This window comes from Paenibacillus hamazuiensis (assembly GCF_023276405.1).
GTDB lineage: Bacteria > Bacillota > Bacilli > Paenibacillales > NBRC-103111 > Paenibacillus_AF > Paenibacillus_AF hamazuiensis.
This window is the reverse complement of record NZ_JALRMO010000001.1, coordinates 3657390-3671824: the sequence shown is the minus strand read 5'-3', so window position 1 is coordinate 3671824 and position 14435 is coordinate 3657390. Positions and strand designations below refer to the sequence as shown.

At 56.9% G+C, this 14435-nt stretch carries 13 protein-coding genes; 11 read left to right on the top strand and 2 right to left on the bottom strand.

The annotated features are described in order from the left end of the window. The first annotated feature begins 138 nt into the window (after nt 1-138). The 5 genes from MYS68_RS16200 (at nt 139) to MYS68_RS16180 (ending at nt 7573) form a co-directional block, all read left to right on the top strand. Complete coding sequence (locus MYS68_RS16200; protein ID WP_248926830.1) at nt 139-858, top strand: response regulator transcription factor; 720 nt, start codon at nt 139-141, stop codon at nt 856-858. Continuing rightward, complete coding sequence (locus tag MYS68_RS16195) at nt 855-2231, top strand: sensor histidine kinase (RefSeq protein ID WP_248926829.1); 1377 nt, start codon at nt 855-857, stop codon at nt 2229-2231. The genes MYS68_RS16200 and MYS68_RS16195 overlap by 4 nt, the downstream gene beginning before the upstream one ends. A gap of 1016 nt (nt 2232-3247) precedes the next feature. Then, complete coding sequence (locus MYS68_RS16190; protein WP_248926828.1) at nt 3248-4447, top strand: HEAT repeat domain-containing protein; 1200 nt, start codon at nt 3248-3250, stop codon at nt 4445-4447. A 285-nt stretch (nt 4448-4732) separates the two neighbouring features. Beyond that, a complete protein-coding gene (locus MYS68_RS16185) occupies nt 4733-5737 on the top strand; it encodes a LacI family DNA-binding transcriptional regulator (protein WP_248926827.1) in 1005 nt (334 codons plus the stop codon). A gap of 42 nt (nt 5738-5779) precedes the next feature. Continuing rightward, nucleotides 5780-7573, top strand: coding sequence for an L-fucose isomerase (locus MYS68_RS16180; protein ID WP_248926826.1), 1794 nt, complete (start codon nt 5780-5782; stop codon nt 7571-7573). Nucleotides 7574-7661: 88 nt separating this feature from the next. Here MYS68_RS16180 and MYS68_RS16175 read toward each other — a convergent pair whose 3' ends face one another. Continuing rightward, complete coding sequence (locus tag MYS68_RS16175; RefSeq protein WP_248926825.1) at nt 7662-8018, bottom strand: DoxX family protein; 357 nt, start codon at nt 8016-8018, stop codon at nt 7662-7664. 142 nt (nt 8019-8160) lie between these two features. On the opposite strand from MYS68_RS16175, the gene MYS68_RS16170 reads away from it, so the two are divergent. Then, entirely contained in the window at nt 8161-8535 is a 375-nt protein-coding gene (locus tag MYS68_RS16170) for a winged helix-turn-helix transcriptional regulator (RefSeq protein WP_248926824.1), read from the top strand. 66 nt (nt 8536-8601) lie between these two features. Continuing rightward, nucleotides 8602-8961, top strand: a complete 360-nt coding sequence (locus tag MYS68_RS16165; RefSeq protein WP_248926823.1) for a ChbG/HpnK family deacetylase — start codon at nt 8602-8604, stop codon at nt 8959-8961. A gap of 213 nt (nt 8962-9174) precedes the next feature. Here MYS68_RS16165 and MYS68_RS16160 read toward each other — a convergent pair whose 3' ends face one another. After that, on the bottom strand, nt 9175-9951 hold the full coding sequence (locus MYS68_RS16160) for an MBL fold metallo-hydrolase (protein ID WP_248926822.1): 777 nt from the start codon (nt 9949-9951) through the stop codon (nt 9175-9177). A 410-nt stretch (nt 9952-10361) separates the two neighbouring features. On the opposite strand from MYS68_RS16160, the gene MYS68_RS16155 reads away from it, so the two are divergent. Genes MYS68_RS16155 through MYS68_RS16140 form a run of 4 tightly spaced genes read left to right on the top strand, consistent with a single transcriptional unit; the run spans nt 10362 to nt 14370 of the window. Then, nucleotides 10362-11147 carry a DeoR/GlpR family DNA-binding transcription regulator gene (locus MYS68_RS16155; RefSeq protein WP_248926821.1) on the top strand — a complete coding sequence of 262 codons (786 nt, stop codon included), beginning with the start codon at nt 10362-10364 and terminating at the stop codon, nt 11145-11147. 4 nt (nt 11148-11151) lie between these two features. Then, entirely contained in the window at nt 11152-11769 is a 618-nt protein-coding gene (locus MYS68_RS16150; RefSeq protein ID WP_248926820.1) for an NUDIX hydrolase, read from the top strand. Nucleotides 11770-11789: 20 nt separating this feature from the next. Beyond that, entirely contained in the window at nt 11790-13613 is a 1824-nt protein-coding gene (locus MYS68_RS16145; RefSeq protein WP_248926819.1) for a cache domain-containing sensor histidine kinase, read from the top strand. Next, nucleotides 13606-14370 carry a helix-turn-helix domain-containing protein gene (locus MYS68_RS16140; RefSeq protein ID WP_248926818.1) on the top strand — a complete coding sequence of 255 codons (765 nt, stop codon included), beginning with the start codon at nt 13606-13608 and terminating at the stop codon, nt 14368-14370. The genes MYS68_RS16145 and MYS68_RS16140 overlap by 8 nt, the downstream gene beginning before the upstream one ends. The last annotated feature ends 65 nt before the right edge of the window (nt 14371-14435 follow it).

Sequence of the window (14435 nt, the reverse complement as noted above, 5' to 3'; positions counted from 1 at the left end):
AAGTAATATGAAGGTAGTCGTGTTGCCTGACAGCGATGTCAGGCATTTTCTCTTGCATGGATCATCGGGTTCCCTTGCTAGGGGCAGGAGGACAGCGAAAACTTATTTCGCTTCCGGGAACGGATTCGGAGGAAGACGATGCGTATTTTACTTGTGGAAGACGAACCCAAGATTCGGGAAGTCATTATCGCTTATTTGAAAAACGAAGGCTGGGACGTCGATTATACGTCGGACGGGCACGAGGCGCTGCGGCTGTTTCAGGAGCGGCCGCACGATCTCGTGCTGCTCGACCTGATGATCGAAGGGCTGCCCGGCGAAGAGGTATGCCGCGAAATCCGGCGTCACTCCGTCGTGCCGATCATCATGATCACTTCCAAATCGCGGGAGAGCGATACGATAGCCGGTCTCGGTCTGGGTGCCGACGATTATATCGTCAAGCCGTTCCGCGTCAAGGAGGTCGTCGCGCGCATACATGCGCTGCTCAGGCGCGTCAGCCATTACAAGCCGGATAAAGCGGAGAGCAGCGTGCTGACGTTCGACCGGGGCCGGCTCGTCGTTAATCTGGAGGCCGGCTCGGCGCTTGTGGATGGCCGAAATGCGAATTTGACGACGACGGAGTTCAAGCTGCTGTCGGTGCTCGCGCAGAAGCCAGGGAAGCTGTTCAGCCGCAGCGATTTGACGTATCAGGTGCTCGGGTACCGCTTTCAAGGGGACAGCCGCTCCATCGATACGCACCTGAAAAACCTGCGCAAAAAAATCGAGTCCGACCCGCGCGAGCCGCGGTACATTTTGACGATGGTCGGCTCCGGCTATAAATTTGCCGCGGAACCGGAGCGAAAGGAACAGGACATGACATGAGCCGGTTTTTCCGCAAAACGAACGTCCTCCTTTTTTTGACGCTTGAAGGCGCTTTCCTGGTGATTTTGTGCGTGATCGCTTTCGTTTACAATTTCAACTGGGAAACGATGTTCGAAAGATACCAGAGGGAGCAGCTCACCGTAAACGCCTATAAAATGATGGATGACATGCGGAATGAGCAGCTGACATCCGGCCCTTTCACCGAGGATCAGACGATGTGGCTCAGCCGCCGCGCGACGCTGTACGGCATATTGATACGATACAGCGAGAAGAAGGGCGGCCCGCCCTGGTTCGATATGTTTGTTCGCGTGCCGGACCAGAAGCAGATGGTCGTTCAGGAATTCGCCGTCGTGGCCAAAGGCGAGACGGCCGGGCTGTTGGAGGCGGGTTACCTGAGGTCGCTCAGCGAGCTTGACCCGAACGTCGTGGCATATCGGCGGACGATGCGCTCGCGTTCGGAGTGGCTGTTCGGCATCGTCGCCGCCGTCTCGGTGTTTTTCAGCTATTTTGCGGCGAAGCTGCTGTCCCGCCATTTGCTTAAGCTGCAGGAGACAGCGGTGAAAATCCGCTTCGGCAACCGCAGCGTGTTCGCGCCGGTGAAGGGGCCGGAGGAGGTGCGGCAGCTGGCGCTCACGCTGAACGATTTGTCCCGCGAGCTGAAACGGCAGGAAGACTGGCGGCACCAGCTGATGGAGGATCTCACTCACGAGCTGCGCACGCCGCTCACATCGATTTTGTCGCAGCTCGAGGCGATGATCGACGGCATTTACGAGATGAATCAGGAGTATTTGGAGCAAATCTACGAGGAATTGATCCGGCTTAGCCGGCTGATGAACGACATGGAGCGGCTGTCCGAGGCGGAAGCGGCCCGCTTTACGATCAATCCGCGGCGCAGCAACATCGTCCGGCTTGTGGAGCGGGTGTTTCGCAATTTTCAATCGATGGCTAAAGGCAAGGGGGTTAAACTTGAATTTTATAACCCGAACGTGCCCTGTTACGCCGAGGTGGACCGCGACAAGTTCGTGCAGGTTGTGGCGAACATCGTATCCAACGCGGTCAAATATACGCATGAAGGCGGGCGTATCGTTCTCGGTGTAAACTACAGCGAGGACGCGACGATCGTCTTCTGCTCCGACACGGGCATCGGCATCGGCCCCGAGGATTTGCCGTACGTGTTCAACCGGCTGTACCGGGCTGACAAATCGCGCTCCCGCTTCAGCGGCGGCGTCGGGCTCGGCCTCAGCATCGCCAAGGCGCTCGTCGAAGCGCACGACGGCAGGATCGAGGTGGAAAGCGAGCTTGGCCAAGGCTCGGTGTTCCGCGTCATCATCCCGAACCGTTACAAGAAGGACGAGCGTGGGGAAGCGAGCTGAAGCGGGCGGCGGCTAAGCGGCAGCTGAGAGCGAGCCGAGAGCGCGAAAAACCGGCTCTCGGGAGGCGCTGTGGGCGTACAAGCGGGGGGGTCCGGGAGCCGAGAGCGTGAAAAGCCGCCTCTCGGCGAGCGCTGACCGGGCGAAGGCGAACCGAGAGCGCGAAAAACCGGCTCTCGGGGGGCGCTGTGGGCGTACAAGCGGCGGTCCGGGAGCCGAGAGCGTGAAAAGTCGCCTCTCAGCGAGGAACACCCGGGCGAAGTCGATCCGAGAGCGCGAAAAACTGCCTCTCAGGAGGCACTGTGGACGTACAAGCAGGGGTCCGCTCGCCGAGAGCGTGAAAAGCCGCCTCTCAGAGCGTGATGACCGGGTGAAAGTGATCCGAGAGCGCGAAAAACCGGCTCTCGGGAGGCGCTGTGGACGAACAAGCGGGGTCCGCTCGCCGAGAGCGTGAAAAGTCGCCTCTCAGAGCGTGATGACCGGGCGAAAGCGATCCGAGAGCGGGAAAATCCGCCTCTCGGGAGGCGCTGTGGGCGTACAAGCGGGGGTCCGGGAGCCGAGAGCGTGAAAAGTCGCCTCTCGGCGCGCGACGACCGGGTGAAAGCGAGCCGAGAGCGCGAAAAACCAGCTCTCGGGAGGCGCTGTGGGCGTACAAGCGACAGAACGAGAGGCAAGTGCAAGCTTAAAGGAACTGACGTTCGCTAATTCCGGGTATATGAGCATATCCCAAAAAAATAGAGGAATTGAAATTCGTTAAATCAAGGAAAAACTGGCTTAAGGATGGGTAAACTTACCAATAGAGCACCGTAGTTCCTCTATTTTTGGCGAATCACAAGAAAAGACCATTTTAGCGCACTTCAGTTCCTTTATGCGTGGGCAAACAAGTGGAGTGAACCTTGTTGCTCTTAACCGGGCAACAAAGGCCTAAAGCATCATGAACCCGGTTGTTTTTCATTTGCCGTACAGTTAATGTATACTGGTGATATCGCATTTCAACTTTTTGCAGGGGAGATTGAACAATGAGTCAATATGGAGACATCGGCGGGCTGGGCCGCCAATATTTGCAGCAGGAATCTTACGGTGCGGCGGCCTTTTGCTTTTACCGCGCGATACTGGAGGATCGTCAGAACGGCAACGCATGGAACGGCCTGGTGCTCTCCTTGAGCTTGATGAGAAAAGAGGAGGATTCCCAGACGGCACTTGCTCGCTTCGGCTTGCAGGAAGGGGTCGAATTCGACCGCGATATGCTTACGTTTGCGATGATGATATGGCAGAACAACCCGCGCGCGCTGTCGGAGTGGCTGCGTGCGGTGCTGGAAAAGAACGGTGTCAGCGCCTCCGACAAAGCGACGTTTACGGAAATGGCGGAGGAGCTCGAGAGTGCATACAATGGGTTGGTCGCCGAGCATGGAGAAGAGGCGCTCAGGCAGCAGGGGATGATCGGCCTTGCCGATTATGCGGGACGTCCTATTAAGCTGGACTGGCTGCTGGAGGAATCGTTCGACGAGATACTGGAGAAAGTAAAGGGCTGGATCGATCAGCCGGAAAGAGTGCTTGCCGCCGTACGAACGCTTTGCATGCTGCCCGACGTGCGCAGCGAGAAGCTGCTGCGCCGCATCTGCCGCAACGAAGAAATGGATGCAAAGGTGCGGACGCATGCGTTGCTTGCGCTCCGTTGGCTCGGGGTACGGGGGAACGTACGCCTCAGCAAATTCGGCGAATCGTTCGTCATCAGCCTGGACGAGCCGAACCCGGAGCTTACCGTGACGGTGCCTGCCTCCTTCCGCCCGGCGCTGGATCGGATGAAGCTGTGGTTTGCCTTGAAGCAGGGACTGGTTACTTCTGAAGAGTATGAAAAATGGGCATCCACCGACGACAAGGAGCTGCCGGAAAACATCACCGAAAAGCTGAATGAAGCGAACGTTCCGGGGATTTATCAGGAAGTCGCTCATATGCTGATCCGCGCGGCTTACGACCAGTATTACCCGCTCGTTCCGACCGTAACCGGCACGCGCCAATGGGCCGCCGCGATGATCTGGCTCATGAAAGACTACGTCGAGGAAATCGGCGAAACGTGGCCGTACGGCAATCCGGAGCAGGACGAAATGGTGCAGCGCCACCGCAACTGGCTGCTCAGCGGCAGCCCGGAATTTTACGACAATATCGCCGCTGCAAGGCAGCTTCGGGAGCAAACCTCCTCGGTGCGCGCGGGCGAATAAGCCCGGCTGTAGATGAGATTATCTTCCCGGCATTGGGCGGGATATGAGGAACGATAGCAAAAGGACGCAACCGCGAATCGGGCGAGTTTGCGTCCTTTTTTTCCTTAAAACCCACCGGACTAACCCAAAATTAACGATTGACGGAAAAAACAGGATATTTTATAATCCATATGTAATCGTTTACGTAAACGATTACATATGGATATCTGCGTAAAAACCATGATTTGTTTGGCGCAGGTCGCCTAGCAATGCAGGCTATCATCTGCGTCACACGGAGGATTTTTCATGCGTAAAGCGACGATCAAGGAAGTGGCCGCCGAAGCCGGAGTTTCCACGGCGACGGTTTCGAGAGTGCTCAACGAAAGCGGTTTCGTGAGCGATGAAATCAAGGAGCGCATCCATCGTGCCGTCGAGAAGCTGAACTACCGGCCTAACGCCGTTGCCCGCAGCCTGAAGCAGGATAAGTCGTATACGATCGGCATCGTCGTTCCGGATATCACGAATCCTTTTTTCAGCAAATTGTCGCGGGGGATTGAAGATGCCGTTGCCGGGCACGGCTATCAGTTGATCTTTTGCTCGACGGACGAGGACGCGGAGAAGGAGCGGAGGCTGGGCCGGATGCTGTCCGAGAAAAGGGTGGACGCTCTCGTGCTGGCTTCCTCGGACGATCGCCCCGACATGGCGGAAAGCCTGGAGAAGGCGGGGACACCCGTTATTTTGGTCGATCGGAGATTCGAGCCGCCGTCGAACCGTCTCGATCTGATCGCCGAAGATAATCGGCTCGGAGCGTATTCGCTCGCCAAAGCGCTTCTGCAAAAAGGCCACCGCCGCATCGGGGTGATCAACGGGTCGCTTACCGCAAGCACGGGCCGCGACCGTTTTGACGGATACGAATCGGCGATGCGCGAACACGGGATACAGCCGGACGATCGTCTTGTATTCGAAGGCCGTTTTACAGAGGAGGGCGGCATTGAAGCTGTCCGTTATTTTATGGATCTCCCGGACAAACCGACGGCGATGTTGTCTTTTAACAACCAAATGACGTTCGGGGTATTGCTGGAATTGACGAGAAGAGGCTGCCGGGTCCCCGGCGATTTTGCCGTGGCGTCCTACGGTTGGGTGGAAGCGGCGCTTTTGCTGAACCGTCCCGGACTGCTGTATGTGGAGCAAGCGCCTTACGACATGGGGAAAAAAGCGGGAGAGCGGCTGCTGCAAAGATTAGGCGGCGGAAAAGACAGCATGCAAGAACCGCTTACGGAAATTTTCGAACCGAAGATTTGCGAGATCTGATCCGTCTGATATGTGAATAAGGATTCGTGGGAGGAATGGATAATGAGCAAAGTGATTTTGAAAAACCGCCTGCAGGGGGAAATGCCGAAAATCGGCATACGACCGGTAATTGACGGGCGAAGAGGCGGCATTCGCGAGTCGCTGGAGGAGCCGACTATGAAAATGGCGCGGGCTTGTGCGGCGTTCCTGAGCGAAAACCTGCGGCATTCGAACGGTTTGCCGGTCGAATGCGTCGTTGCCGACACGACGATCGGTGGCGTAGGGGAAGCGGCAAAAACGGCGGAAAAGTTCAGGAAGGAAGGCGTCGGTGTGACCATTACGGTTACTCCTTCCTGGTGTTATCCGACCGAGACGATGGATGACGATCCATGGATGCCGAAGGCGATATGGGGCTTCAACGGCACCGAGCGGCCCGGCGCCGTCTATTTGGCCGCGGCGCTGGCGGCGCATAACCAGAAGGGGCTGCCTGCGTTCAGCATTTACGGCAAGGATGTGCAGGATATCGGCGACACCGCGATACCGGAGGACGTGAAGGCCAAGCTGCTGCAGTTCGCCAAGGCGGGACTTGCTGTGGCGACGATGCGGGGCAAATCATATTTGGCGCTGGGCTCGGTCTCGATGGGGATCGCCGGCTGCATCGTGGACGAAAGCTTTTTCCGGGACTATCTCGGCATGCGGAACGAATACGTCGATATGACGGAGTTCATCCGCCGCATGGAACGGGGAATTTACGATCCGGAAGAGTATCTGCGCGCCCTCGAATGGACGAAGAAGAACTGCGCCGCCGGTGCAGACGTCAACCCGCCGCATTTACAAAGATCGGCCAAGCAAAAGGAGCAGGACTGGGAAACGGTCGTGAAGATGACTTTGATCGCCCGCGATTTGATGGTGGGCAATCCGAAGCTGGCGGAGATGGGCTATGAGGAGGAAGCGCTCGGACATAACGCGATCGCCGCGGGTTTCCAGGGGCAGCGGGCGTGGACGGACCATTTTCCGAACGGCGATTTTATGGAAGCGATATTGACGAGCTCGTTCGATTGGAAAGGCATCCGCGAACCGTACATGATGTCGACGGAAAACGATAATCTGAACGCGGTATCGATGCTGCTTGGCCATCTGCTGACGGACGGCGCGCAAATTTTCGCCGATGTGCGCACTTACTGGAGCCCCGAAGCGGTGAGGCGGGTGACCGGCAAAGAGCTGACCGGCCCGGCTGCAAACGGCATCATTCATTTGACCAACTCCGGTCCGGCCGCTCTGGACGGCACCGGAATGCAATCCGCCTTCGGGAAGCCGGCCATGAAGCCGTTTTGGGAGATCACGGAGGACGAGGTGCAGCAATGCCTGGAGGCGACGCGCTGGTGTCCGGCGGTCGACTTTTTCCGCGGCGGCGGCTACTCGACCGATTTTACGACGCGCGGCGGCATGCCGATGACGATGGCACGGGTCAATCTGGTCAAAGGTCTCGGTCCGGTGCTGCAAATCGCCGAAGGTTACTCCGTCGAGCTGCCGGACGACATTCACGACGTTTTGGATCAGCGGACCAACCCGACTTGGCCGACGACCTGGTTCGTCCCGAGGCTGACCGGCGATGGCGCCTTTAAGGACGTTTACACCGTCATGAACAACTGGGGCTCCAATCATTGTGCGGTCAGCTTCGGTCACGTCGGCGGTGCGCTGATTACGCTGGCGTCGATGCTGCGCATCCCCGTATGCATGCACAATGTGGAGGACGACCGGCTATTCAGGCCGAGCGCCTGGAGCGCTTTCGGGGCAAGCGATCCGACCGGGGCGGACTATCGTGCCTGCGCGGCATTCGGCCCGTTATACCGTTAACAGTATGTCAGGTGACGGCCGCGAGGCTCCATTGCCCGAAAAGGCAATGGAGCCTTCGTATATTTGAAAAGCAAAGAACCCTCGGCTGTCAATGGAAACGTCCGATTAATACAAATACAGCCAGTGCTAGAAAAGCAATATTAGGGATTGCATCTTTCATCTCGTTTCTTTTCATATGAAGCGCGACGGCCAGAGTCAAAATCACGGAAGCCCCCAGCGCCGCTAACGGCGTAAGCCAAGGCAACACCCCCGTTAACTGAGGCAAGATTAAACCGAAACCCGCCAAAAGATCCATATAACCGACAAACGTTACGAACGCTTTCGGATAATCTCTTACCCACGGCCACATCCCATATGTCTTGTCATATAAGAAGATTTTCATAACGCCTCCCATCAGAAAAAGCAATGTCAATACGATCTGAACTACCCACAAAGCCGCATTCATTCAAGTTCGCCCTCTTTCGTTTTGTTTTCTTCCTTGAAGCAAGTTAGTTACAGACGTATAATAAGCCCTAAAGTTCACTGCATGTAAGTAGGCACTTTAAATAAACATAGTATATTAAAAGAAACCATAAGGGAGATGCCGAATGTCTCTTAACTGCAAGTATGAAAAGGTGCTGGAGATTCTGTTTGGGAAATGGAAAACCGTCATTTTGTTCCATTTGTTTTCAAATCGTACGATGAGATTTAGCGAACTTCAAAGAGCGATTCCGGATATCACCAAAAAAATGCTTACCCAGCAATTAAGGGAATTGGAATATCACGATATCATTCATCGGGAGGTATACCACCAAATCCCGCCGAAAGTCGAATATTCCATCTCAGCTTACGGGCAAAGTTTGCTGCCTGTATTGCTTGCAATGAACGATTGGGGGACGGCGCACATCAAGCATTTGAACGAATTATACGGGGAAGAAAGCTCGGCGGAAGCATTCGTAAGCAATGAAATTGCAGGCAAATAAGGCCTACCATATGGCCGGAATTTACGTTCAATGTGATCGATGATGGAGCAAGGGGAGACGTATTCAATGTTGGAAAAATGGAGGCTTCAAGCGGACGACCGCGCGGTCATCATCAATGCCGACGATTTCGGGGCGTCCGGCGGGGTCAATCGGGCGGTGGAGCGGCTGCTGCGGCAAGGCTCCGTCACGTCCGCCTCGATCATGATGCCGTGCCCTGCCGCCGGCGAAGCGGCGGCTTTTTGCCGGAGTTACGGGGCGGCCGGCGTCGGCGTTCATCTTACGCTGACCAGTTCTCCACAGGTAGGATATAAGCCGGTTACCGGGATAAGCCGCTGCGGACGCTCATCTGCGAGAACGGCTTTTTCCCGGTCGATGCCGCCGATGTCGAACGGTATGCCGATCCCGAGGAGGTGCGGCTCGAGCTGAAGGCGCAAATCGACGCGGCGATTGCCGGGGGGGTAGCACCCCGCGCCGGATGCGGGCGAGTCGGCTCCGCTGCCGCCGCATTTTAGGAAAAGGGGGCTTGAGTAACGGCTGTACGGCGACCCGGACATCAGGCAACTGTGGGAGCGGGAAAACATCAAGCTGATTTCCTGGAAGCAGCTTCGCAATCAGCAACGATCGTAAGCGAAAAGCGGTTCACTCCAGCTCGATAGCCGTACCGGTTCGTGCCAAGCGGACGCATTCCGGCAGCGGATACGCCCGGCGCAGGTCGACGTCGTGGGACATGTGCGTGAAGATGACTGCCTGCGGCCGCACCTCCTCCATGAGCGCCGAAGCTTCGACCATGTCATAAACGGAACGGGTCGAAGCTTCCGCTTTTTCATGGTAAAAGCTCGTTCCGAGCACAAGCAGATTCAGCCCGTGCAAAGGAGCTTTCTCCTCTTCGTTCAGGCGAATCGAGTCTGAGCAGTATGCCCACGAATAACCGTCTTTTTCGAAGCGATAAGCGTAGGAAAAGCCGTTTCTTCCGTGGCATACTTTCCAGGGAACGACGGACCACCCCGCAAACGTCATCCCCTCGTCATCCAACGGATGAAGGACGAGCTGGCGCCCGATCCACGGAAACTGCCGGCATATCGTCTCCAGCACCTCGGCCGGGCCGTACAGATGTCCCGGCTGCATCAGTCTGCGGCAGGCATCCGCCCACTCCGGCAATCCGCCGATATGGTCAAAATGGGCATGAGTCACGAGCACCTGCCCGATCGCCCTTAGCCCGGCGCGTTCCATCTGCCCCGTCCAATCGGGACCGCAATCGATGAGCAGCAGCTCGTCCGCCGCCTGAAGCAGGACCGAGGAGCGGTAGCGCCGGTTCGCCCCGGTGCTCCGGGCTTCTTCGCATACCTCACAGCCGCAATATACCCTCGGCACGCCCATCGCATCTCCGGTTCCCCAAAATACCAATCGATCTGCCATGACGATTTCTCCTTTTAGAGCGTGTTCAAAAAGGTAAGTCGCTTCGGAGTAGGGGAAATTTCCCGGTCGCTCTTTGAACGTAAATTTTTGAATCATATAAATGCGGATTATTTACGATCTCAAAGGCGAACGCTATCGCTCTAAGAGTTTTCCGAAGGAAAACTTACATCGGAAGGATTCGCTCAGCATACCCCTAAACTCCTTCGCTCGCTTTCTGAACAAACTTTTTTTAAAAAAGTGATCCCGCCGTCATATTGACGATGTTCGGAGGCTGTTATACAATGGCCTCAAGTAAAATAATACCAAACAATACGAAACAATACAAAAGAATAATCGGAGCGTTTCCAAAGGGGCGGATAAAAACTGCCGATCTCTAGGCGAACGCGCTCTGCCGGTGAAAAGGGGTTTGCATGACGAAAGGGCTGTTTATCGAAGAACGCCGCAAACGAATTATCGAGCTGCTCCAGCAAGAGGGGCGCGTGCAGGTCAAGGAGCTGGCCGAGCTGTTTTCCGTGACCGAAGATGCGATCCGCAAAGACCTGCGTTTTCTCGAAGGGCGGCAGCAGCTGAAAAAAACGTACGGCGGCGCCGTGCTTCCGTCCAAGCTGGCCGGCTTCGTCCCGTATAAGGAACGCGGCGAGCCGGAGAAAAAGCTGCCGCTTGCGCGAATCGCCGCCACGCTGATCGAACCCGGAGAGACGGTGTTCATCGAATCGTCGAGTTATACGAACCTGATGTTTCGCGAGCTTGCGCCGATCCCCGGGGTGACGGTCGTGACGAACAGCATACACGGGCTGGCGGAGCTGGCCGGCAAAGTCCGGGTCGTCCAGACGGGCGGCGACGTGCATGCGCAGGACGAGTCCAGCTACGGTTTTTTTACGCTGTCGCTCATTCGGACGTTTAATTTTGATAAAATATTTCTCCGCACCTCGGGGATATCGTCGGAGTGGCAGGTGACGACCAGCCTGCGGGAGAGCATGGAGCTCAAAAAAACGGCGATCGCCCAGGCGAAAACGTCCGTTTTGCTCGTGGAGGAGGAAGGATGGCACCGCAAGGACGCGTTTAACGTGTGTGATCTGGAGGATATCGACATCGTCGTAACCGATATGCAGGACGCGGCGATTCATAAAAAGCTGCGGCAAAAAGGCGTCCGCACCGAAATCGCCTTGGCGCCGCAAATGAAGCGGGGAGGATAAACCAATGGATTTACGCTGGCTGACATGGGCTCAAAAAATACAGGCAACCGCACAAAGCGGTCTGGCCTACTCGAAAGATCCTTACGATATCGAACGGTTCGAGGAGCTGCGCGCACTGAGCGTCGAGATCATGTCGGCTTATACGGGCATGCCGGTGCAGCAGGTGGCCGGATTGTTCGCGGGCGACCGCGGTTACGCGACGCCGAAGGTCGATATTCGCGCCGTCGTCATCAAGGAAGGGAACATTTTGCTCGTTAAGGAAAATTCGGACGGCTGCTGGTCGCTGCCCGGCGGCTGGGCCGATATCGGCCTCGCTCCCGGCGAAATCGCCGTCAAGGAAGTGAAGGAGGAATCCGGTTACGACGTGGAGGCGCGGCGTCTGCTCGCCGTGCTGGACCGCAGCCGCCATCCGCACCCTCCGCATGCGCAGTATATTTACAAAATTTTCATCCTATGCGAGCTTATCGGGGGAGAAGCGGCAACGAGCATCGAGACAAGCGGCGTCGGCTTTTTCGATCCCGGGCGTTTGCCCGAGCTGTCGACCGACCGGATCACGCACTCCCAGATCGAGCTGCTGCTTAAGCTTGCGGCCGACCCGTCGCTGCCGGCGGCCTTCGACTGACGCCAAAGGGAGGGGCCCATATGCAGCCTTATCTCGCAAAACTTCAAGGCACGCTGCTCGGCATGAGTCTGCAGAGAAAGCTGCTGATCCTGTTTTTGCCGCTCGCCATCGTCCCTCTGGCCGTACTCGGCGCTTTTTCCTATTACAAATCGTCCCAGGTCGTACAGGACCAGGTATGCCGGACGATTCTCGAAAATTTGTCCCAGGTCAACTACAGCCTGAACTATTTCGTCAAGGACATCGAGCAGCTGACGATGTACATCTACAGCAGCCGGGACGTGCAGGAAGTGCTGTCGAAGGATCCGAACCGGCCGCTTGCCGAGAAAAATCAGGACCGCAGGCGGATCGGCGACATTTTGCAATCGTTTCTCGGCTTCAAAAGCTGGGACATCGAGATTTACCTGCTCGGGGAAAACGGCGACCGGTATTTTTCCGGCGACCTGCTGCCAGGGGCCTACGACGATTACAACCCGAACTGGGGGTTGTTCCGCAAGGCGCGGCTTGCCGGGGGAAACGTCGTGTGGGACACTCATTACAGCATGAAAAAAACGGACGATTTCGGCATCGTGCTGAGCAGCGGACGGCTGCTGAAAAAAATCGGCACGAACCAGCCGCTCGGCTACGTCGTCGTCGACATCATGGAAAGCGGCCTTGCCGATAAATACAACAAGGCGCGCCTGCAGCCGGGCGGGCAAATTTTCCTGCTCGACAAGAGCGGCTACATCATTTCCAGCACCCCTTCGAAGCATAAGGTCGGCACCAAGCTGGAAGCGCCCTATGTGGAGCAGGTGCTGTCGGGAACGAAAGGTTTCTTCCGGCAGAAGGCGGATGGAAACGAAGAGACGCCGGCGATGGTGATTTACGACACGTCGGAGCAGACCGGCTTCAAGCTCGTCAGCGTCGTGCCGACGGCGGTGTTGACGAGCGAAAGCACGAGCATCCGCGATTTGACGCTATGGGTTATGGCGATCGGCGGGGCTGTCGCCTGCTGGCTGGCATTCGTGCTGTCGGTGACGATCACCAGCCCGCTGCGCAAGCTGAAATCGCTGATGTACCAGGTCGAAAGCGGCAATTTGGACGTGTCCTTCCCCTCGAAATACAAGGACGAGGTCGGACAGCTCGGCCGCAGCTTCAACGCGATGCTGCAGAGGATCAAGCAGCTGATCGACGAGGTGTACCGCAAGCAGCTGATGGTGCAGGAAGCGGAAATCAAGGCGATCCAGGCGCAATTTAACCCGCATTTTCTGTACAATGCGCTCGATTCGATCAACTGGATGGCGCGCATCCACAAGCTGGAGGACATCAGCCGGACGGCGATTTCGCTCGGCGAGCTGCTCCGCTTCAGCATCCGCAAGGGCGATCCGCTGCTGCCGGTCCGCGAGGACATGCAGCAGATCCGCAATTTTCTGTTCATTCAAAAAATGCGCTACGGCGACAAATTCGAGGCGATCATCGATATCGATCCGCAGATCGAAGCGCTTTATACGCTGAAGCTGCTGCTGCAGCCGGTCGTGGAAAACGCGATCACCCACGGGCTGGAAATGAAGCAGGGCAAAGGGCAGCTGCACATTTCCGGCGCGCTTGCGGGCGACAAGGTCGTATTCGAAGTCCGGGACGACGGAGTCGGCATGCCCCCCGGCATGCCGGAGCTGATCGAACGCGGAGCCTTCAGCCCGACCAGCCGGCAAAAAACCGGCATCGGCCTGGAAAATTTGCAAAAGCGGCTTCAGCTATATTTTGGCGGGGAAGGGCGGCTGCGCATTCGCAGCAAGCCGCAGCACGGCACCTCCGTCATGATCGAAATACCGGTTTTACGGACAGCGGAGGCGAAGCAGCATGTATAAGATCATGATTGTCGAAGACGAATGGCTCGTGCGGGAAGGGCTAAAGATGACGATCCCGTGGGAGCAAATGGGGTTCGAGCTGGCCGGGGAGGCCTCCGACGGTCTCGCGGCGCTGGACCTGCTCGGCGAGCTGTCCCCCGACGTTGTGCTGACCGACATCCGCATGCCGGCGCTCGACGGAATCGGGCTCGCCGAGAAGGTGGCGGAGCGGCTGCCTTTTACGAAAATCGTATTTCTGACCGGGTTTGACGACTTTGCTTACGCGCAAAAGGCGGTGAAGCTCGGAGCGGCCGATTTCGTGCTGAAGCCGACGAACCCGGACGAGCTGCAGCACGTGTTCGGACGCGTGAGGGCCAAGCTGGACCGGGAGCGGCCATACCGCGCGCAGGCGGAGCGGGACTTGCGGGAGCAAGGCCGGGAAAGCGGCGGCTTCCACAGCATCGAGGCGTACATCCGCGAGCATTACGGCGAGGAGATTACGCTGCAGGAAATGGCGGACCGCCACTACATGAGCGAAAGCCATTTCAGCCGGCTGTTCAAGCAGCAGGTCGGGACGAGCTTCCTCGAATATTTGACGACGGTGCGGGTGGAGAAAGCGAAGGAGCTGCTGATGAACCCGAAGCTGAAAATTTACGAGGTCTCCGTGCGGGTCGGCTACCAGGATTCCCGTTATTTCAGCCAAATTTACCGCAAATATACAGGCGAGACGCCGACGGAATTCCGCAAGCGGCTCGGCATCGAATATCTCCCGCTGTAACGGGCTCTCCCGCTGTCAGGCGGGAGTTTTTTTCGCGCAAAAATTTAAACAATTAAGAAATTTTG

Excerpts from the sequence above, each read along its gene's own strand:
- MYS68_RS16185 (WP_248926827.1), top strand. The coding sequence starts at position 4,733 with ATGCGTAAAGCGACGATCAAGGAAGTGGCCGCCGAAGCCGGAGTTTCC.
- MYS68_RS16200 (WP_248926830.1), top strand. The coding sequence starts at position 139 with ATGCGTATTTTACTTGTGGAAGACGAACCCAAGATTCGGGAAGTCATT.
- MYS68_RS16175 (WP_248926825.1), bottom strand. The coding sequence starts at position 8,018 with ATGAATGCGGCTTTGTGGGTAGTTCAGATCGTATTGACATTGCTTTTT.
- MYS68_RS16160 (WP_248926822.1), bottom strand. The coding sequence starts at position 9,951 with ATGGCAGATCGATTGGTATTTTGGGGAACCGGAGATGCGATGGGCGTG.
- MYS68_RS16150 (WP_248926820.1), top strand. The coding sequence starts at position 11,152 with ATGGATTTACGCTGGCTGACATGGGCTCAAAAAATACAGGCAACCGCA.
- MYS68_RS16145 (WP_248926819.1), top strand. The coding sequence starts at position 11,790 with ATGCAGCCTTATCTCGCAAAACTTCAAGGCACGCTGCTCGGCATGAGT.
- MYS68_RS16155 (WP_248926821.1), top strand. The coding sequence starts at position 10,362 with ATGACGAAAGGGCTGTTTATCGAAGAACGCCGCAAACGAATTATCGAG.
- MYS68_RS16190 (WP_248926828.1), top strand. The coding sequence starts at position 3,248 with ATGAGTCAATATGGAGACATCGGCGGGCTGGGCCGCCAATATTTGCAG.
- MYS68_RS16195 (WP_248926829.1), top strand. The coding sequence starts at position 855 with ATGAGCCGGTTTTTCCGCAAAACGAACGTCCTCCTTTTTTTGACGCTT.
- MYS68_RS16170 (WP_248926824.1), top strand. The coding sequence starts at position 8,161 with ATGTCTCTTAACTGCAAGTATGAAAAGGTGCTGGAGATTCTGTTTGGG.
- MYS68_RS16180 (WP_248926826.1), top strand. The coding sequence starts at position 5,780 with ATGAGCAAAGTGATTTTGAAAAACCGCCTGCAGGGGGAAATGCCGAAA.
- MYS68_RS16140 (WP_248926818.1), top strand. The coding sequence starts at position 13,606 with ATGTATAAGATCATGATTGTCGAAGACGAATGGCTCGTGCGGGAAGGG.
- MYS68_RS16165 (WP_248926823.1), top strand. The coding sequence starts at position 8,602 with ATGTTGGAAAAATGGAGGCTTCAAGCGGACGACCGCGCGGTCATCATC.